This window comes from Streptomyces endophyticus (assembly GCF_035798155.1).
In the GTDB taxonomy this organism is placed as follows: domain Bacteria; phylum Actinomycetota; class Actinomycetes; order Streptomycetales; family Streptomycetaceae; genus Streptomyces; species Streptomyces endophyticus.
The window spans coordinates 45,373-65,098 of record NZ_JAOZYC010000153.1 but is presented as its reverse complement, the minus strand read 5'-3'; the positions used below and the strand labels follow the sequence as shown (position 1 = coordinate 65,098).

The window sequence follows — 19,726 nt, the reverse complement described above, 5'->3', positions numbered from 1 at the left end:
GGGGTTCCCCCGTGGGTGGCGCGGTGTGTGCGGTCTGAAGTATTTGTATCCCGCACCGAGTCACGGGCAGTCCTCCATGACGTCCGCGTTCTGTCACAGGCGTACCTGCGAAAGGGCCGGTGCAACGGCCCCTCGGCCGTGTCAGACGACCGCACCGCGCAGCGGCCGCCCGGGAAGTGCCTCGGTCTGAAGGGCGCCGTCCGAGACGACCGGTACCCCTGACACGTACAAGTGCCTGACGCCTCGGGAGGGGCGTGTGGGGTCGGCGTACGTGGCGGTGTCGGTCACCGCGGCCGGGTCCAGGACCACGAGGTCGGCGTCGGCGCCGACGGCGAGGTGGCCCTTGGCGCGGGCGGCGGGTGCCACGTCGTCGAGGATCCGCGCCGGGAGGAACGAGCAGCGGCGGAAGGCGTCCAGCCAGGTCCAGGCGCCGGTTTCACGCACCATCAGGCGCAGCGTCTTGGCGAAGGTTCCTGCGGTACGAGGGTGTGTCGTGCCACCGGGCGGCAGCGGCCACCGTGTGCTGTCGTGGCTGCCGTCCGGCCAGAAGACGGGCATCGCGTCGCTGGCGACGACGGCGTCGGGGAAGGCGAGCGCCTGCCGCAGCAGGGCCAGGTCGCGCGGGTCGTCCTCGTCGAGGAACTCCAACAGGCAGGGCGCGCCCGGGTCCTGGGCCCGCAGCTGCTCCAGACGGGCCGCGTCCGCGATCCGCTCCCCGGTCTCGACCATGATGACGCTGCTGGGTCCCAGGCCCTTCAGACGCAGCCGCTCCGGGTCGATGAAGGCGGCGCCGACGGCCGTGCTGCCCGCGCCGTACGGATAGGCCTCCACCGTGACGCGTGAGCCCGCCTGCCGGGATTCCTCAAGGGTGTGCAGGACCCGGTCGACGTGCCGGCCCGAGGTGCTGTTGACGTGGCAGTGGTGCATCGCCGCGCCGGTCTCGGCCGCGGCGGTCGCGATCTCCGTGGAGCCGTCGACGGGGGTGGCCGGATCCATTTCGACCAGTTCCCGTACGTGGGTGAACGTGGGCGCGCCGGCCTTCGCGGCGAGCCGGGCCACGGCCCGGAATTCGGCGGGCTCGGTGGTGGGTGCGTAGCCCATCAGGACGCCGATGCCGAGGGCGCCCGCGGCCAGTTCGCCCTCCAGCAGGGACAGCCAGGCCGCCAACTCGCGCGGGGACGAGGACCGTTGCCAGCGCGGGTTGCCCAGCACGGCCAGGCTGGAGGCGATCCGGGCATCGGGGGTGATGCCGGCGAGTACCTGCGCCCGCGCGCCGCCCCAGGAGGCGGAGAAGCCGAAGTGGAGCGGACGGCCCGCGGCGGCGGCCTCGGCGTAGGCCCGCTCGACCGGCATCAGCCCGGCCTCCAGGTCGAGCGCGGTGGTCACGCCGTCCAGCGCCTGCAACCGGTGCCCGGCGACGGAGTGGACGTGGCTGTGCAGGTCGACGAAGCCGGGCCCGACGACGAGTCCGGTGGCATCGATCAGCTTCGCGCCCGGTGGTGGTGTGAGGGCGGTGCCGACAGCGGCGACCTTCCCTTCGGCCACGAGCACGTCGGCCGTTCCGTCGAACCCGCCGGCCGGATCGATGACGCGGCCGCCCCGCAGCAGTGTCTGCATACTCGTCTCCCTCCGCACACCGGCCGGCCCCGAGGGCTCCTCGGGGCCGGCCGGTGGAACGTCGCTCAGTTGTTCCGTTCCATAGTGCCGCTCAGTCCTCGGTTCCGAGACGGAAGTGGAAGATGCCCCAGGTGAGATGGGCGTCGCGGCCCCCGTCGACCCAGTGGCCGAGTCCCGTCTTCATCTGGGAGAGGTAGTCGTGGCTGATCTTTCTGGCCAACCCTTCGGCCTCCAGACGCTCGGTCTCCTCGAGGACCCGCGAGTAGTGGTTCACCAACTGCTCGCGGTGCTCCTCGAAACCGCCGTCGACGGCGGTGAACCCCAGCCGGTTCAGCTCGCGCGTGTAGAAGGCGGGTGAGCCCATGTCGTCCAGGTGGATCCGGTCGAGGATCGGCTGCAGTACGTCGGTGCGGCCGCCGTCCTTCGCCGCCATCGGGTCGGTGAAGACCAGATGGCCGCCGGGCCGCAGCACCCGGGCGATCTCCTTGAGGACCTGGGGCCGGTTCCCGCTGTGCAGGAAGGCGTCCTGGGACCACACGACATCGACCTGGTCGTCCGGGTACGGGATGTCCTCGAAGGACCCGTCCACGACCTCGATCCTGTCGGTGAGCCCGCGGGCCGCGTTCAGCTGCTTGTGGCGCTGGTTCTCCACCTCGCTGAGGTTGAGGGCCAGCACCCGGCAGCCGTATGTGTCCGCCAGGTACCGTGCCGAACCGCCGAAGCCGGAGCCGAGGTCGAGCACCACGGAGTCCCGGGTCAGTTCGAGCTTCGACGCCATCTGCTCGACGGTGCGCCGGCTGGCGTCCGCGATGGGCTCGTCGGGGCTCTCGTACAGCCCGATGTGGATGTCCTCGCCGCCCCACACCGTGGCGTAAAAGGTGTCGGCGTCGGGGGAGTTGTAGTAGCTGCGGGCGGTGCCGACCGCGCCCTTGTACTGCTCCTCCCCCTCCGACTTGTACTCCTTCTCCGCCACATGGACGAAGAAGTCCGGCTGCTCGCGCCGGTAGGTGTGCTGGAAGTCGCCGTAGGTCTCGATACGCTGGAAACCGACGTCGGACATCAGCCGCCGCGTGTAGTCCTTCCGCAGCGGAAACATGTTGAGGTAGTACATGGAGCTGTCCGGGAAGCTGTACCGCATACGGCACAGGCCCTCGTCGACGTACTCCGGCTCGACGATGACGTCATCACCGCAGTAGTAGTACTGATGCTTGCTCGTGTACCCGTCGTCCAGCATCGCGTCGTAATTGCGCTGATCCAGTATGAGAATTCCGTCGTGCTTGAGCATCGCGTAGAACTCGGCCAGCGCCTTGCGCCGGTCACGTTCCGAGAAGAGATGCGTGAAGGAGTTGCCGAGACAGACGATGGCGTCGTACTCGCCATGGACGTCTCTGTTGAGCCACCGCCAGTCCGCCTGAACGACCCGCAGGATATGACCGCCCTGCTTCTGGCCGTTCTCGAAGGCCCTTGCCAGCATTTCCGCACTGCCGTCCGCGCTGACGGTCTCAAATCCGGCGGACAGGAGCGCCACGGAGTGGAATCCCGTGCCGGTCGCGACATCGAGCACACTCTTCACGCCCCACTTGCGCAGCAGGTCGATGAAGAAATTGCCTTCGCTCTCCGCCCTTTTCTCCCAATCGATGAGGGAGTCCCATTTCTCGACGAAACTGGGGACGTACTCCTCCGTGTAGTGCCCGGTTTCGCGTACTTCGACAGGATTGTCGCCGAACTCTTGGGCCGGTTGCACGATGATGGGGAACCTTTCAGATCTGAGGAATCTTGCCCTGGTGCGGCGGCCCAAGACGGTACAGAGCTCCAGGACTCGGGAGCCGCACGGTCTGAGCGGATCGCTGTCCAAGAGTGCGCGGTCTCATGCCTTCAAAGTTCGTATACAGGGCTGAAGTTGAGGCGAACAGGCGCTCTGGCCAGCACCTCTCTCCGCCAAGATTGTTTGAGACGGAAACGGTGAAGGCACCTCGCATACGGGTCATTCGCGTGCGAACCGCCGCGCCGTCGATAGTCGGCCAGGGCCGGAAATCGCCCCCGAGCGGCCGCGCCCGACGTCCAGGACGATGAGTCTCTCCGCGACTGTCGGTCCCCACATCGGACATCGGACGCTCGACCCATCACGCACGAGGAGGGCATCATGACTGCTTCCTACACATTCGACGTCTTCTCCAGCCTCGACGGCTTCGGGGCCGCCGACGGTGGCAACTGGAGTGGCTACTGGGGGAAACAGGGGCCCGAGCTCCTCGATCACCGCCTCGCCCTGTATCGCGAGGAGCAGCGGATGGTCTTCGGGGCGCACACGTACCGGGCGTTCGCGCGGATGCTGGCGTCGAGTACCGAGGAGTCAGAGGTGCGTGACCCCTGGGTCACGCGGATGCGGAGCCTGCCGGCCACGGTGGTGTCGAACACGCTGGAAGGGCCGCTCGACTGGCCGGACGCGACCGTCACGCGGGGCGACGCCGTCGATGTCGTCGCGCGGCTCAAGGAGGAGTCCCACGTGCCGCTGCGTTCGCACGGCAGTCTGTCCATGAACCGTGCGCTGATGGCCGCAGGACTGGTGGACCGCGTCCAGGTGACGCTCTTCCCCGTGATCACCGGGCAGACCGGGCTCGACCCGATCTTCCGGGGCGCGGCCGACTTCGACCTGGAGCTGCTCGAGCACCGCACGCTCGACAGCCACACCCAGGAACTCGTCTACCGGCCGATCCTGCATGTCTGACCGTTGACGATCTCAGGCCACCAGCACCGGCACCTCGGGTAGCGCCGTCCCGTACACCCACTCCCGGAACACCTCGTCCACGGGCCGGCGCGCGAACCGCTCCACGTGCGCGGCGAACATCCCGGTCGTGACGACGCCGTGCCGGTGCAGGTCGGTCCAGGAGCGCAGGGACCGGAAGAACGCCTGGTCTCCGAGTGCGCAGCGCAGCGCGTGGATCGCGAGGGCGCCACGCTCGTAGAGGCGGTCGTCGAACATGTTCTTGCGGCCGGGGTCGGCCAGGGACAGGTTCTCGGGGAGGCCGGCGAGCAGACTGTGGGCAGCGGCGGCCAGGTCCTGGGCGCCACGGCCGCCCGAGCGCTCGCACCAGAGCCACTCCGCGTACTTGGCGAGGCCCTCGTTGAGCCAGATGTGCTGCCAGTCGGCGACGGTGACGCTGTTGCCGAACCACTGGTGGGCCAGCTCGTGCGCGACGAGCCGCTCCGCACCGCGGGCACCGTCCACATGGTTGGTGCCGAACAGCGACAGGCCCTGCGCCTCCACGGGCACGTCGAGCTCCTCGTCGGTGACCACGACCGCGTACTCGCCGAAGGGGTAGGGGCCGAACAGCTCCTGGAACAGGGCCATCATCTGCGGCTGGCGCGCGAAGTCGCGGGAGAAATCGGTGAGCAGGTGCGCCGGGAAGTGGCCGGTCTGCGGGACACCGTCCAGGCCCGGATCGCCGAGCAGCGCCGTTTGGTATCTGCCGATGGCCAAGCCGACCAAGTAGCTGGAGGTGGGGGCCGGTTGTTCGTACAGCCAGGTCGTGGTCGAGGCCCTGGTCGTACGGGTGAGGAGGCGGCCGCCGATCACCACCTGGAACGCGGAGGGGGTGGTCAGGGAGATCTGGTACGCGGCCTTGTCGGCGGGACGGTCGTTGCACGGGTACCAGGAGGGGGCGCCGACCGGCTGGCTGGCGACGAGCGCGCCGTCGGTCAGCTCCTCCCAACCCAGGCCGCCCCAGGGGCTCTTCACCGGCTTCGGATTGCCGGAGTAGTGCACCTCGACGGTGAACGCGGCGCTCGCGCCCAGGGGCTTCGCAGGCCGGATACGCAGTCGCCCACCGCGCAGCGTGTAGTGCGCGGGACGGCCGTCGACCCGGACCCTGCCGATACGGAAGTCGGCGAAGTTCAGCTGGAAATCGTCGAGTTCGGCGCCGCCGACGATGGCGCTGAGCCGGGCCGTGCCGGCCAGCCGGTTGGGCTCGGGCCGGTAGTCCAGGTCGAGTTCGTAGCGGTGCACCCGGTAGCGGGGATCCCCATTGGACGGGAAATAGGGGTCCGCCTTGTGCTGACCGTAGTGCTGCCCGTTCACGGCTCGTCCGCTCCCTGTCCCTGTCCCCGTACCCGTTCTCGTACCCGTTCTCGTCTTCCTACGACCTGGCCAACGCACGGCCAGAATCCGCCGGTTCACGGGCGCCAAGCCTCTATCGGGTTGCCCAGCCACCGGCTGCCCGGCGGCACCGACTCGCCGGCCATCACCAGGGACGCGGGCCCCAGCGTGCTCCTGCGACCGACCTCGCTGCCCGGCAGCACGATTCCGCCAGGACCCAGCGTGGCGCCCTCGCGGAGGATCACAGTATCCGTCCGCAAGATCCGGTCGTGGAAGAGGTGCGTCTGCAGAACACAGCCCCGGTTCACGGTCGCCCCGGTCCCCAGGGTGACCAGATCGGTCTCCGGCAGCCAGTAGCTCTCGCACCACACGCCCGCCCCGATGTGTGCGCCGAGCCCGCGCAGCCAGGCGGTGAGAACGGGGGTGCCGGGCACCGCGCCGGCGAGCCACGGCACGGCGAGCATCTCCACGAACGTGTCGGCCAGTTCGCCCCGCCACACGAAACCGCACCACAGCGGGTGCTCGCCCGTGCGGTGGCGGCCGACCAGCAGCCACTTCGCCACGATCGACACCACGCACGCGAGGACGCCCGCGGTCAGCAGGACGGGGCCGCTGACGAGCACCGCCGCCCACAGGCCGTGCGCCGCCGCGACGGCGGCCAGCGCGCCGAGGACCAGCACGACCAGGGCGGTCGAGCAGAACACCGGGACGAGACGGCCCAGTTCGACCAGGGCGCGCGCCCAGCGCAGCCGGACCGGCGGTGCGTAGGTGCGGTCCGGATCGACGCCGGTGGCCGGGCGGGGCAGCCTGACCGGCGGCAGGCCCAGGTAGGAGCTGCCCTGCTTGGCCTTCTTCGGGGTAGCCGACAGGACGCCGACCAGACCGTCGTCCGGCACCGAACGGCCGGGCGCGGTCATGCCCGAGTTGCCGAGGAACGCCCGGCGGCCGATCCGCGCGTGCCCGATCCGCACCCAGCCGCCGCCGAGTTCGTACGGCGCGGTCAGCGTGTCGTCGGCGAGGAACGCGCCGTCGCCGACCGTGGTGAGGCCGGGCAGCGCGAGCACCGTGGACACCTCGGCGTCCCGGCCCACGCGCATCCCGAGCAGCCGCATCCACACCGGCGTGACGAGACCCGCGTACAGGGGGAACAGCGTCTGCCGGGACAGGTCCATCAGCTGGGTGACGGTCCAGGACTGCCAGCCCGCCCGGCTGTGCACGGGGAACGTCCCGGCGCTCAGGCCGCGTCCGGCGAGGCGGACACCGGCCAGGATCAGCACGGCGTACGTGAGCCCGTAGGCGAGGGCCGCGGGGGCGACGGCGAGCAGTCCGCCGCGCACGGCCTCGCCGAGCCCGGCGCCCGCGGGCACGAAGGCGCGCGCGACGAGCAGGGCTGGGAGGGCGGACAGGAGCGGGAGCAGGGTGAGGGCGAGGCCCGCGGCGCCGTACATCGCGCGCCAGCCCGCCGTGCGCGGCGGCCGCTGCGCCGGCCACTCCCGCTTGGCCTTGCCGAGCTTGACCGCCGGGGAGCCCGACCAGCGCTGCCCGGTCGGGACGTGGCCCTGGACGGCGGAGCCCGGCGCGATCTCGGCGCGCTTGCCCACCCGGGCGCCGGGGAACAGCACACTCCGGGTGCCGACCACGGCTCCCGCACCGACCTTCACGGCGCCGATCTCCAGGCGGTCGCCGTCGAGCCAGTGCCCCGACAGATCGACCTCGCTCTCGACGGCGCAGCCGCGGCCGAGCTTGAGCAGTCCTGTGACCGGGGGCAGCGAGTGCAGGTCGACGTCGGGTCCGACCCGGGCGCCGAGCGCGCGGGCGTAGCGCTGAAGCCAAGAGCCGGTGAGCGAGGTGGCGCCGCTGTGCTCGGCGAGGCGTTCGGCGGCCCACAGCCGCAGATGGACATGGCCGCCCCTCGGATACGTGCCCGGGCCGACGCCGCGCAGCAGCAGCCGGGCGCCGCCCGCCGCGAGCGCGAGCCGCCCCGGCGGGCTGAACAGCACCAGCGCCGCAGGCGCGAGCAGCCACCAGGAGGCGGACGGGGCCCACGCGTAGCCGCCGAAGCGGTGCAGGACGCCGGCCAGTGCGGCGAGCGCGACCGTCCAGCGCAGCCCGTTCAGGGTGAACAGCGGTATCAGGAGCAGCAGTTGGACGAGCTTGGTGCGGGTTGGGACCGGGGCGATCACCCGCTCGGCGGCGTCGTCCTGTGCCGACTTCTCCAGGCGGCGGGCCAGTTTGCGCAGGACCGGACGCTCGTAGATGTCGATGACGGCCGCGTTCGGGTAGCGGGTGCGCAGCCGGGTGGTGAGCTGGGCGGCGGCGAGGCTGCCGCCTCCGATGGCGAAGAAGTTGTCGTGCGCGCCGGTCACGGGCACGCCGAGGGTCTCGCTCCACTGCTCGGCGAGCCAGGCCTCGGTGCCGTAGAGCTGCTCGGCCGGGGCGCCGGTCTCCACGTCGGGCAGCGGCCACGGCAGCGCGTCGCGGTCGACCTTGCCGGAGGTGCGCGTGGGCAGCTCGGCGACGGGGGCGAGCAACGGCACCAGTGCGGCGGGCAGTTCGGACCGCAGCTTGTCCACGGCCGCCGCGTGCTGCCAGCCCTCCTGGGTGACGAGATAGCCGACGAGCAGCTGGTTGCCGCCGCGCGCGGTGCGCACGGCGCAGGCCGCTCCCGCGACACCGGGCAGCGCCTGCAGCGCGGCGTCGACCTCGCCCAGCTCGATGCGCCGCCCGCCGAGCTTGACCTGCTCGTCGCCGCGCCCGAGGAAGACCAGGCCCTCGGGGTCGGCCTTGACCAGGTCGCCGCTGCGGTAGGCGCGCTCCCAGCCCAGGGCGGGCAGCGGCGCGTACTTCTCGGCGTCCTTGGCCGGGTCGAGATAGCGCGCCAACCCGACGCCCCCGATGACGAGTTGACCGCTGGCGCCGATCGGGACGGGCCGGTCGGCCTCGTCGACGACGGCGAGCTCCCAGCCGTTCAGCGGCAGCCCGATGCGGATCGGCTCGGCGCCGGTCATCAGGGCGGCGCAGGTGACGACGGTGGCCTCGGTGGGCCCGTACGTGTTCCACACCTCGCGGCCCTCGGTGACGAGGCGCTGGACGAGCTCGGGCGGGCACGCTTCGCCGCCGAAGATCAGCAGCCGGACGTCGTTGAGGGCCTCCGGCTCCCACAGGGCGGCCAGCGTCGGCACGGTGGAGATCACGGTGATCTCCTGCTCGGCCAGCCAGGGCCCGAGGTCGGCGCCGCCGCGCACCTGGGCGCGCGGCACCGGCACCAGGCAGGCGCCGTGCCGCCACGCCAGCCACATCTCCTCGCAGGACGCGTCGAACGCGACGGACAGGCCCGCCATGACACGGTCGCCTGGCCCGATCGGGTCCTCGGTGAGGAAGAGCGCGGCCTCCGCGTCCACGAACGCCGCGGCACCGCGGTTGCTGACGGCGACGCCCTTGGGTCGCCCGGTCGAACCGGACGTGAAGATGACCCACGCGTCGTCCTCGGGCCCGGGACGCCCGGCGGGAGCGGGGGAGGGTTGCGCGACGGTGAAGGCGTGCCCCGCCCCGATCACGGTCCTCACCCCCGCCTCGCCGAAGACGAGTTGGGCCCGCTCGTCCGGGTCCTCGGCGTCCACGGGTACGTACGCGGCGCCTGCGGCGAGCACGGCGAGGATCGCGACGTACAGGTCGTTCGTGCCCGACGGCACCCGCACGCCGACCCGGTCGCCGCGCCCCACCCCGGCCCCGGCCAGACGGCGGCGCAGCCGGTCGACCTCGGTGTCCAGCGCGCGGTACGTCAGACGGCGCACGCCGTCGTCGAGGGCGGGTTCGTCGGGATGGGTGCGGACGGTCGCGTCGAGGATGTCGACCAGGGTGCGCGGGGCGGCGGCGTCCTTCGCGAAGAAGTGGGCCGGAGCGTCGAGCCGTTCGGTCAGCTCCGCTTCGAGCAGGCTGAGCTCGTCGTGTGCGCGAGTGGCGTCCATCGGGTCCCAACGTCGAGACGGCGGCAGCCCGGTGGACGCGACGCAAGTGCCCTCGAACTGCCCGGAGTTGCCCGGCCGGGGCCGGACAACCGGGACATGTTACGGCGTCCGGGGCGCGGGGCGCGGATCGTGCAGGTCAATCAGGGCGTAACCAACTCACCTGAGACCGGGTGTGGTTGGCTGTCAGATGACCGTGCCGACATCCTCGGCGGTGATGCCGTCCATGGCGCGTTCGGCGACCGCGGCGATGGTCATCGAGGGGTTGCAGGCGCCGGTGGTGCCGGGGATGAGCGCACCGTCGAGAACGTAGAGCCCGCGCTGGCCCTGGACGCGGCCCTCCAGGTCGCACACGGTGCCCATGGGTGCGCCGCCGAGCGGGTGCCAGGTGCTGTTGACCAGGGAGTTGGTGTCGACGAGGGTGCCGAGGCCCTGGGAGATCTCCGTGACCCGCCGGTGGATCGCGCGGTAGCTGCTGGAGTCGCCGCCCGCGGGCCAGTGCAGGGACACGGAGTCGGTGGCGCCGTTGTAGCGCAGGCGGCCGCGGTCGGGGCTGACGCCGAACCCGACCAGCATCGTGGTGCGGATGTCGAGGCCGAGGGGCGGCAGGGAGGCCTGGATGACGGTGTTCGCGGTGGCGGGATCCGCCCAGTCCTTGCTGCCGTAGACGACGGGGCCGCCCTGCTCGCTGCCGAAGTCCTCCTGGAGGCTCGTCCAGGCGTAGATGCGGTCGCCGTTGGTGCCCCAGCCCTCGCCGAGTCCTTCGGGCAGGTCGGGGACGGCGCCGGTCGCGCCCGCGCGGACCAGCAGTTTGCTGGTGTTGACGCTGCCGGCCGCCATGATCAGGGCCCGGCTGGTGAGCACCTTCTGTTCCAGCACGGTTCCGGAGTCGTCGGTGCGGTCGACGTGCACCTCCCAGCGGCCGTCGGCGGCGCGTGCGACGGAGGTGACGTTGTGGTGGGTGGCGACGGTGACCTTGCCGGTCGCCTCGGCCTGCTTCAGGTACGTCACGTCCACGGAGTGCTTGCCGCCGTTGTTGACGCCGAGCGCGCAGTCGCCGTTCGTGTACGAGGGCTTCATCTCGCCGCGCAGTTCGGCCAGGGCGTAGTCCCAGTCGATCGGCATGGGGATCTTCTCCAGGCCGTATCCCGCCTTGCGGACCCGTTCGCCGAAGACCCGCGACGCGAAGTACGTGGGTGAGTCGATGAGTTGGTCGGGCGCGGTGGCCGCCTTGAGCATGCGGGCGACGCGCGGATAGTGGACCCGGTCCATGCGCCGGTAGTCGAGGCCTTCGGGCAGCCAGGTGTTGAAGACGGACTCCGAGGGCTGGAGCGTCATGCCCTGGTAGACGAGCGATCCGCCGCCGACCCCGGCCGCGCACACGCTCAGGATGTTCTCGCCGAGGACCGGTTCGAGGAGGCCGGTGTAGGGCGTGAAGCCGAGCGGGGTGCCGATGAGGCGCGCGAGCGGCCGGACGGCTTCGGGCAGGGTGCCGTACCAGAGCATCCGCTTGTCGAGGCCGGAGACATGGGGGAAGGTCTCCGCGTTCGGGCCGGTCGGCCAGCGCCGCCCGCGTTCGAGGACGGTCACCGGGACGCCCGCCTGGGCGAGCCGCAGCGCTGCGACGCCGCCGCCGAAGCCTGATCCGATGACGACGACGCGGTGTTCCTCGCGGGTCAGACGTACGCGGGCGGGTGCGGCCGAGGCGGTCGGGGAGGGAAGGGCGGTCGCTGCGGTGAGGGCGGCGGCACCGGTGAGCAGGGCGCGCCTGGTGGGGGAGGGCATGAGCAACTCCTTGACCAAGTGGGGGAGGGCACAGGGGCATGCGTACGCCTGCCAACTCCGGGCGAGAGCACGGTGGTTACTCGCCGGTCAGCTACCGCAGAGTAGAGTCGCGTGTCACTCAGTGACAAGATGGCGGCATGCGACAGATGCCATGGGAAGAGTGGCGGCAGGAGGCTCCGACGGGCGAGCGGCCCTCGCTCGCCGAACGCCGCAAGGCCGCGCTCCGGTTCGAGATCGCCTGCGAGGCGGTGCGCCTGTTCACCACCCAGGGCGTCACCGCCACGACGGGCGAGCAGATAGCGCGGGCCGTCGGCGTCTCCTCGCGCACACTGTGGCGCCACTTCCCGACGAAGGAGAGCTGCGTGCTCCCGCTGCTCGCCGCGGGACTCGACTTCGCCGTGACCCAACTGCGCCACTGGCCACCGGAGATGGACCTGCTGGACTTCTTCACCGAGACACGCGGGACGGGCGATCTGCCGCCGGGCACGCCCACCATCCTCGCCCTGATCCGCATGACCTCGACCGAACCCGCACTGCGTGCCGTCTGGCTCCAGGCCCACGACGACGCGCTCCCCGTCCTCGGCCGGCTGCTCGCGGAACGCTCCGGCGGCGCCGCCGACGACCTGCGCGTGACGGTGCACGCGGCGACACTCAACGGCGCCCTGCGCGCGGCCGCGGAGAACTTCGCCCGCCGCTACGCGGACCAACCCGACGCCTCCTACGACGAGTTCGCCGCATGCCTCGATGTCGCGCTGCGCGCGGCGTCGGAGGGGCTGCCGTACTGAACGCCGCGGCGCCCGGCGAACCGTCTAGACGGAGGCGCCCAAGGACGTGTCCCACAGGGAACGCGTGCCGAACCCGGCCAGATCCAGGGCCAGTTCCGCGTACATCGCGTTGGCCCAGGAGAACCAGTCGCGGGTGAACCTGTCCGGGTCGTCCTTGTGAAAGGACTCGTGCATCGCGCCGGTACCGGCGTCGGTGTTGATCAGAGTGTGCAGCAACTGCAGTCGCCGCTCGGGGTCGTTGCTGGTCAGACCCTCCACGGCGAGGGCGATCGGCCAGATGTAACCGTCAGGGGTGTGCGGGCTGCCCACGCCCTCGGCGGCCGTCCCGCGGTACCAGGTCGGATTGGCGGGGGAGAGCACGAACGCGCGGGTGGCCAGGTACCGCGGATCCGTCGGGGAGACGTCGGCGACGAGCGGCAGGGACAGCAGGCTGGGCATGTTGGCGTCGTCCGCCAGGAGCGCGTTGCCGAGCCCGTCCACCTCGTAGGCGTAGATCGAGCCGTGGTCGGGGTGGTCGACGGTGCCGTGCCGCCGGGTCGCCGCGCGCAGCTCTCCCGCCAATTGGGCTGCCTCGTCGGCGAGTTCGGTGTCCTGCTGGTGCCGTGCCATCTTGGCGACGCCGTCGAGGGCAGCGGCGGCGGACAGGTTGGCGGGCACGTTGTACCCGTAAGTGCACGCGTCGTCGCTGGGCCTGAACCCGCTCCAGGTCATCCCGGTCGCGGCGACGGGTGTGCCGCGCCCCGCGTTCTCCAGGGTGTCCGTCGGCGGGACGTTCGCCCGCACGAAGCGGTACTTGGAGAGGTGTTCGTGGTCCTGCTCCGTGCGCCATACGGAGATCGCGGCGCGCGCCGCCTCCAGCGCCTGCGCCACGTGGTCGGTGCGCCCGGTGGCCCGCCAGAAGCGGTGGGCCAGCAGGAGCGGGAAGGCGAGGGAGTCGACCTCGTACTTCTCCTCCCAGACCCAGGGGTCCTCGCACAGGTCGTCCGCGTCGTGGGCCCGCCCGGAGGGCTCGGCGTTGAACGCGTTGGCGTACGGATTGTGCGCGATCTGCTGGAACTGGCGGCGCAGCACGGCGAGAAGGAGGTCCTGGAGGTCCGTGTCGTCCTTCAGGAGAGCCAGGTAGGGCATCATCTGCGTCGTCGAGTCGCGCAGCCACATGGCGGGGATGTCGCCCGTCACGACGAAGGCGGTGCCGTCGGGCATCGGGCGGATGGTGCGGGCCAGCGTGTCGTCCAGGCAGCGCACCAGCGTCTGCGCGAAGCGGGGATCGCCGAGCTCGTCGAGGCGGCGGACCGCCTGCTGGACGACCGGATTGTGCTGGACGCTGGTGGGAAACGGCATCGTCGGCCTTTCGGTGGCGGCAAGGGGGCGAGCCCTCCCTGGCCCCGGCGCCAAACCTAGATCACGACCGGAGGGCGGGGAAGGGCCCGACCGCCGGCTATCGCCGGACCGGATACCGCAGGTGCAGGGCGCGCCGCCCCTGGACGACGACCGGGTCGTCGAGGAGCAGGTGACCCCGTTCCAGCTTGGCGAAGTACGGGATCCCCTCGCCGAACAGCACCGGCACGAGGCTGACACACACCTCGTCCACCAGGCCGAGGTCGAGCGCCTGTTGGGTGATGGCCGCGCTCGCGATCGTGACGTCCTGATCGCCCGCGATCTCCTTGGCCCGGCTGATCGCGGCCTCGACTCCGTCGACGAACGTCGTGGTGGGCCACTTCGTGGCGGCGTCCTCGGGCGCGCGATGCGTGACCACGACGACGGGCGCGCCCGCCGGGTGCTTGTCACCCCAGCCGTGCGCGATGTCGAACAGCCGCCGCCCCGCGACGAGGGCCCCGCAGTTGCCGGTCAGCTCGCCAAGCACCTGGGCACTGGCGTCGTCGACCTGGAAGGTGACGGTCTCGTTCGGGTTGGGGACGTTGACCCCTCCCGCCTCGTACCACTCGAACAGCTCCCCGACCTCGTCCTCCGGGTTCGCGATGAACCCGTCCAGTGACATCGTCATGTGCGTGAACACCTTGGCCATCGTGCGTCTCCCGCCGCGTGTCGTCGTCCCGTCCGTCACGGGCATCGACTCCCCGTGACCTCCGAACTCATCGGCATCCCGGCACCGCACCTCAAATATGTGGCCGACGCGTGCCCTGCCGTCCATTGACAGTGCGTCAGAAGTCGCTCACGGTGCCGCCATGAGTATCGCCCCGCCGCCCGCCCGATTCCTTCCCCGCGGTGCCGAGTCCTGGCGCGACCCCTACGCGATGTACGCGGCCCTGCGCGACCACGATCCGCTGCACCGCGTCGAGGACGGCGACTACTGGGTGCTGTCGCGCTACGACGACGTGCTGGACGCGCTGCGCCGCCCCGAAGTGTTCTCCTCACGGAAGGGGCTGACCGTCGTCCGGGACGACATGGCGGCGGCCGGTGTCGACGTCGCGCCGCCGCTCGTCATGCTCGACCCGCCCGAGCACACGGAGTTCCGCTCCCTGCTCACCAGGGGGTTCACCCCGCGCCGCGTGGAATCCGTGGCGGACGCGGTACGCGCCTTCGTGCGCACCAGGCTCGACGCGATCGCCGCGGCGAACGGCTCGCCGGACATCGTCGCCGAACTGATGCGGCCGCTCCCGTGTTTCGTCGTCGCCCACTATCTGGGCGTCGACGAAGCCGACCGGGAGCGTTTCGCGGGCTGGACGCAAGCGATCGTGCAGGCGGGCGCCAAGGGCCACGCGCTCGACGCGCACAAGGCGGTCGGCGAACTCTTCGGCTACTTCGGGGACTTGATCGAGCGGCGCCGCGCGCACCCGGCCGACGACACGGTCTCCGACCTCGTCCGGGTCCTGGCCGACGATCCGCAGGCGGCCGTCCGGATCCTCGGCTTCGCCTTCACCATGATCGCAGGCGGCAACGACACGACCATCGGGCTGCTCACCACGGCCGCCCAACTCCTCACCGAGCAACCCGCATTACGGGCACGGGTCGCATCGGAACCGGAGTCGGTCGGCCCGTTCGTCGAGGAGGCGCTGCGCCTGGCGTCGCCGGTGCAGGGGCTGGCCCGTACCCTCACCGAGGACCTGAGGCTGCACGGCAGAACCGTGCCGGCCGGGGCCAAGGTGCTGCTGCTCTACGGCTCCGCCAACCGCGACCCGCGCGCCTTCGGCCCCCGCGCGGACGAGGTCGACCTGGAGCGTGCGACCCCACAGCATCTGGCCTTCGGCTATGGCCCGCACCACTGCCTGGGCGCCGCGGCGGCCCGCCTCCAGGGGCGGATCGCGCTCACCGAACTCCTGACCCGGTTCCCGGCCTTCACGGTCGACGCGCCCCGCGGCACGTTCGCGGACGGCTGCTACGTACGGCGGTACGAGACGCTGCCGTTCGCGGCCGGTGGGTGAGGCACGAGCCGGTCCCTGCCGACGTCTGGACCCCGCGAGGATCTCCGGCGACCATGGTCAATGCACGGTACAGCGGCTGGTGCGCGGGACCGGAACCGCCGGCCGTACGCGCATCACCTCGCATCACCTCCGAGAACACGAGCGGCATCGACGAGGGGACGGCCGTATGCCACTGGAACCGGTGACCCAGGCGTTTCTGGCGGAGTTGGCCAAGGCCGAAGGCCCGGCGATGCACGAGTCCACGCCGGCCGTCGCCCGGCTGCACGGCCCGATCCTCTCCGGTCTCAGCGGCCGGGGCCCGGAGGTCGGCGCGGTACGGGACGTCAAGATCGAGGGCAGGGACGGCGGGCGCTTCCGCACCCGGGTGCTGCGCCCCGCGGGCACCCCGCAGGCGGTCATCGTGTACTTCCACGGCGGCGGCTGGGTCGTCGGCGACATCGACCTGCAGTACGACCACGTGGGCCGCCGGCTCGCGAACACGACACAGTCCACGGTGGTCATGGTCAACTACCGCAAGGCGCCCGAGCATCCGTTCCCGACCGCGATCGAGGACAGCTGGGCAGGGCTGGCCTGGACGGCCGAGCACGCGGCCGAACTCGCGCCGGAGGGCGCTCCGTTGATCGTGGCGGGCGACAGCGCGGGCGGCAACATCGCCGCCGTCATGACCCGCTGGGCCCGCGACCGCGGCGGGCCCGCCATCGACTACCAGGCCCTGATCTATCCCGTCACCGACTGCGACCTGGACCGGCCCTCGTACGTCGCCCCGCAGAACCAACTCCTGCTCGCCCGCGACACCATGATCTGGTTCTGGGGCCACTACCTCCCCGACGAGCGGGCCCGCACCCACCCGGACGCCTCCCCGCTGCGCGCCGACAGCCTCGCGGGACTGCCCCCGGCGTTCGTCCACCTCGCCGAGTACGACCCGCTGCACGACGAGGGCGTCGCCTACGCGCACGCGCTGCGCGACGCGGGAGTCCCGGTGGCGCTTGAGGAGGCCGCGGGCCAGATGCACGCCTTCTTCCAGATGGTGGGCATCCTGCCGGGCTTCGAGGACGGGCTGCGTCTGGTGGCGGAACACATCAACAAGTTCGTCGCCGAAAGGGCGGTGTGAGCCATGGCCGACCACGACGTCATCGTCATCGGCGCCGGCTTCGCAGGCCTCTACCAACTGCACCGGCTGCGCGCGCTCGGCTTCGACACCCGCGTCATCGAGGCCGGTGCGGACGTCGGCGGCACCTGGTACTGGAACCGCTATCCCGGGGCCCGCTGCGACATCGAGTCCGTCGAGTACTCCTACTCCTTCGACGCCGACCTGGAGCAGGAGTGGGACTGGAGCGAGCGCTACGCGGCCCAGCCGGAGATCCTCTCCTACGTGCGCCACGTGGCCGACCGCTTCGACCTCCGCGAGGACATCGTCCTCAACACCCGTGTGGAGTCGCTCGATTGGGACGACGCGACGCAGCGCTGGACGGTGACGGCCTCCGACGGCACACCTCGCACCGCCCGCTACGTGATCGCGGCCACCGGGTGTCTGTCCGTGCCGTCCCGACCGGACTTCGAGGGCCTGGCGGACTTCGCGGGCGAGGTGCTGTGGACGTCGAGCTGGCCGCACGAGGGCGCCGACCTGGCCGGGAAGCGGGTCGCCGTGATCGGCACCGGTTCCTCCGGGCTCCAGACCATCACCGCGATCGCCCCGCTCGTCGGCTCGCTCACCGTCTTCCAGCGCACCCCGTCCTACGCGGTGCCCGCCCACAACGGCCCCAACGCCGACCGCCTCGCCGCGGCACGGACGCGCTACCCCGAGCGGCGCGAGGTGTCCCGCGCCTCCTCGAAGGGCTTCGACTGCGACGAAGAGGCGCGGGTGCTGCTGATCGAGACCGAAGCGGAGGCAGTCGTCGGGGAGTTGGACCGCCGCTGGGACATCGGCGGCCTGTGCTTCGGCAGCGGCTTCAGCGACCTGCTCAAGGACGCCGATGCCAACGAGGCCGTCGCCGAGTACGTCCGGGCCCGGATCCGCGAGAAGGTGAAGAGCCCCGAACTCGCCGAGCGGCTCACCCCGCGCACGTATCCGATCGCCAGTAAGCGGATGTGCGTCGACACCGGCTACTTCGAGGTGTTCAACCAGGACAACGTCACCCTGGTCGATCTCGCCGAGCGACCGATCGCCCGGATGACCGGGCGCGGGATCGTGACCGAGGACGGGGCCGCGTACGACGTCGACGTCATCGTCATGGCGACCGGCTTCGACGCGATGACCGGCGCCCTGAACGCCATCGACATCCGGGGCACCGACGGCCACTCCCTGCGCGACAAGTGGGCGCACGGCCCGCGCACGTACCTCGGCCTGATGTCGGCCGGCTTCCCCAACCTGTTCACGGTGACCGGCCCCCAGAGCCCGTCAGTCCTCTCCAACATGATGACCTCGATCGAGCACCACGTGGACTGGATCACGCGCGCCCTCACCCACCTGCGCGAGCGCGGGCTGCGCCGCATGGAGGCCGACCCCGACGCCGAGGACAACTGGGTCCACACCACCAACGACCTCGGCGACCTCACGCTCATGCCACAGGCCGCGTCCTGGTACATGGGCGCCAACATCCCCGGCAAACAACGGGTGTTCATGCCCTTCGTCGGCGGCGTCGGCCTCTACCGCGACCTCACCAACGGCATCGCGGTGAGCCACTACCACGGCTTCGAACTGAGCTGACCCCGGACACGAGCACACCGTGCTCGTAACCGCCCGCCCAGCGAGCCGCCCGGCTCGTAGCATGCGGCGCATGGCCATCAAACTTGAGAACGTCGCCATCGCCGTTCGCGACCTCGAAGCAACGATCTCCTTCTTCACCGACCTCGGCCTCACGGTCCTCGGCCGCGACACGGTCAGCGGTGAGTGGACCGACACCGCCGTCGGCCTCGACGGCAATCACGCCAAGATCGCGATGCTCCAGACGCCGGACGGTCAGGGCCGCCTCGAACTCTTCGAGTACCTCCACCCCGAGGCGATCGAGACGGAGCCGACCCTTCCCAACGAGATCGGCATGCACCGCGTCGCCTTCTCGGTCGACAACATCGAGGAAGCCCTCGCGACCGCCGCCAGGCACGGCTGCCACCCGCTTCGCGGTGTGGGCACCTACGAGGACATCTACAAGCTCACATACGTCCGCGGCCCCAGCGGCATCATCGTGATGTTCGCCGAGGAGCTGAAGAAGGGCTGACGGCCGATCGGGTCAATCGTGGCGATCGGTCTCCCGGCCCCGACGCGGATGGCGGGCGGGGCGGGAGGCCGTGCGCCGGGCTGTCGGGATGCCGAGCCCCGGGCAGGCTGCGACGATCGGCGAGCGTCCGCTTCGTGCGGCGCAGCCCCCGGCCCCTGGCGCGAAAGGCCTGTGCATGCACTCTGTACCCGCGAAGCGGAGCAACCGAAGCGCGCGAGGGCGTGCCGTCGGCGTCGTGTGCGCCGTCGCCGCCTCGCTCTCCCTGCTGAGCGCGTGCTCGTCGGACGACGGGGACGACACCTCCTCGGGCGCCAAGGAGAGCGAGAGCGCCGCCCAGCAGGATCAGGCGAGCGACGCGACCCCGACCGGCCGGCTGAACGAGGACCAGGCCGAGCGCAAGAAGCTGCTCTCCGCGACGAAGGTCGACTGGGACAAGGCGGCACGCACCGCCGAGAAGGACGTCTCCGGCAGCAAGCTCCTGGAGATCGAGCTCGGCGACGACAAGCAGGGCAACCCGGAGTGGGACGCCGAGGTCGTCGCGTCGGACGGTACGAGCACCGACGTAACGGTCGATGCCGTCACCGGCAAGGTGACCGGCTCCACGGCGGACAAGGACCAGGACGCGGACGACAAGAAGGAGAACGCCGACAAGCTCTCCGCAGCCAAGATCACGGCCGTGAAGGCCGCCGATACGGCCACGGAGCGCAAGAAGGGCAAGGTCACGTCCGTCGCCCTCGACGACTCCGACAGCGGATCCACGGTCTGGTCGGTCGACGTGGTCACGCCCGCCACCTGGGACAAGACGACGTTCGACATCGACGCCGCCAACGGCAAGGTCCTGAACGAGCACGTCGACCAGGACTGAGGGAAAGGGCGGGCGGGA

At 71.0% G+C, this 19,726-nt stretch carries 14 protein-coding genes; 7 read left to right on the top strand and 7 right to left on the bottom strand.

All coding sequences use genetic code 11. The annotated features are described in order from the left end of the window. Positions 1-141: 141 nt before the first annotated feature. Positions 142-1,617, bottom strand: coding sequence for an amidohydrolase family protein (locus OKJ99_RS31130; RefSeq protein ID WP_326021287.1), 1,476 nt, complete (start codon positions 1,615-1,617; stop codon positions 142-144). Positions 1,618-1,708: 91 nt separating this feature from the next. Continuing rightward, entirely contained in the window at positions 1,709-3,361 is a 1,653-nt protein-coding gene (locus OKJ99_RS31125) for a glycine/sarcosine N-methyltransferase (protein ID WP_326021286.1), read from the bottom strand. 399 nt (positions 3,362-3,760) lie between these two features. Here OKJ99_RS31125 and OKJ99_RS31120 point away from each other — a divergent pair, with 399 nt between their 5' ends. Continuing rightward, the gene (locus OKJ99_RS31120; RefSeq protein WP_326021285.1) at positions 3,761-4,342 is read left to right on the top strand and encodes a dihydrofolate reductase family protein; all 582 of its coding nucleotides are present in this window, start codon (positions 3,761-3,763) and stop codon (positions 4,340-4,342) included. Between the two features lie 12 nt (positions 4,343-4,354). Here the strand turns inward: OKJ99_RS31120 and OKJ99_RS31115 are convergent, their stop codons facing one another. From OKJ99_RS31115 to OKJ99_RS31105, 3 genes are all read right to left on the bottom strand, one after another. Continuing rightward, the gene (locus OKJ99_RS31115) at positions 4,355-5,692 is read right to left on the bottom strand and encodes a M1 family metallopeptidase (protein ID WP_326021284.1); all 1,338 of its coding nucleotides are present in this window, start codon (positions 5,690-5,692) and stop codon (positions 4,355-4,357) included. Between the two features lie 95 nt (positions 5,693-5,787). Further along, positions 5,788-9,678: a Pls/PosA family non-ribosomal peptide synthetase gene (locus OKJ99_RS31110; protein WP_326021283.1), complete on the bottom strand. Its 3,891-nt coding sequence runs from the start codon at positions 9,676-9,678 to the stop codon at positions 5,788-5,790. 183 nt (positions 9,679-9,861) lie between these two features. Further along, positions 9,862-11,460 (bottom strand): GMC family oxidoreductase N-terminal domain-containing protein, encoded by a 1,599-nt coding sequence (locus OKJ99_RS31105; protein ID WP_326021282.1) that lies wholly within the window; start codon positions 11,458-11,460, stop codon positions 9,862-9,864. A 137-nt stretch (positions 11,461-11,597) separates the two neighbouring features. Here OKJ99_RS31105 and OKJ99_RS31100 point away from each other — a divergent pair, with 137 nt between their 5' ends. Further along, positions 11,598-12,245, top strand: coding sequence for a TetR/AcrR family transcriptional regulator (locus tag OKJ99_RS31100; RefSeq protein ID WP_326021281.1), 648 nt, complete (start codon positions 11,598-11,600; stop codon positions 12,243-12,245). Positions 12,246-12,269: 24 nt separating this feature from the next. Here OKJ99_RS31100 and OKJ99_RS31095 read toward each other — a convergent pair whose 3' ends face one another. Beyond that, complete coding sequence (locus OKJ99_RS31095) at positions 12,270-13,586, bottom strand: glycoside hydrolase family 125 protein (RefSeq protein ID WP_326021280.1); 1,317 nt, start codon at positions 13,584-13,586, stop codon at positions 12,270-12,272. Positions 13,587-13,683: 97 nt separating this feature from the next. Continuing rightward, positions 13,684-14,271 carry a dihydrofolate reductase family protein gene (locus tag OKJ99_RS31090; protein WP_326021279.1) on the bottom strand — a complete coding sequence of 196 codons (588 nt, stop codon included), beginning with the start codon at positions 14,269-14,271 and terminating at the stop codon, positions 13,684-13,686. A gap of 160 nt (positions 14,272-14,431) precedes the next feature. Between OKJ99_RS31090 and OKJ99_RS31085 the strand changes: the two genes are divergently transcribed. From OKJ99_RS31085 to OKJ99_RS31065, 5 genes are all read left to right on the top strand, one after another. Then, positions 14,432-15,628: a cytochrome P450 gene (locus tag OKJ99_RS31085; protein WP_326021278.1), complete on the top strand. Its 1,197-nt coding sequence runs from the start codon at positions 14,432-14,434 to the stop codon at positions 15,626-15,628. Between the two features lie 166 nt (positions 15,629-15,794). Next, the gene (locus OKJ99_RS31080; protein ID WP_326021277.1) at positions 15,795-16,739 is read left to right on the top strand and encodes an alpha/beta hydrolase; all 945 of its coding nucleotides are present in this window, start codon (positions 15,795-15,797) and stop codon (positions 16,737-16,739) included. Positions 16,740-16,742: 3 nt separating this feature from the next. Next, positions 16,743-18,335 (top strand): flavin-containing monooxygenase, encoded by a 1,593-nt coding sequence (locus OKJ99_RS31075; protein ID WP_326021276.1) that lies wholly within the window; start codon positions 16,743-16,745, stop codon positions 18,333-18,335. A gap of 70 nt (positions 18,336-18,405) precedes the next feature. After that, complete coding sequence (locus tag OKJ99_RS31070) at positions 18,406-18,843, top strand: VOC family protein (protein ID WP_326021275.1); 438 nt, start codon at positions 18,406-18,408, stop codon at positions 18,841-18,843. A 175-nt stretch (positions 18,844-19,018) separates the two neighbouring features. Then, positions 19,019-19,708: a PepSY domain-containing protein gene (locus tag OKJ99_RS31065; RefSeq protein ID WP_326021274.1), complete on the top strand. Its 690-nt coding sequence runs from the start codon at positions 19,019-19,021 to the stop codon at positions 19,706-19,708. Positions 19,709-19,726: the final 18 nt, after the last annotated feature.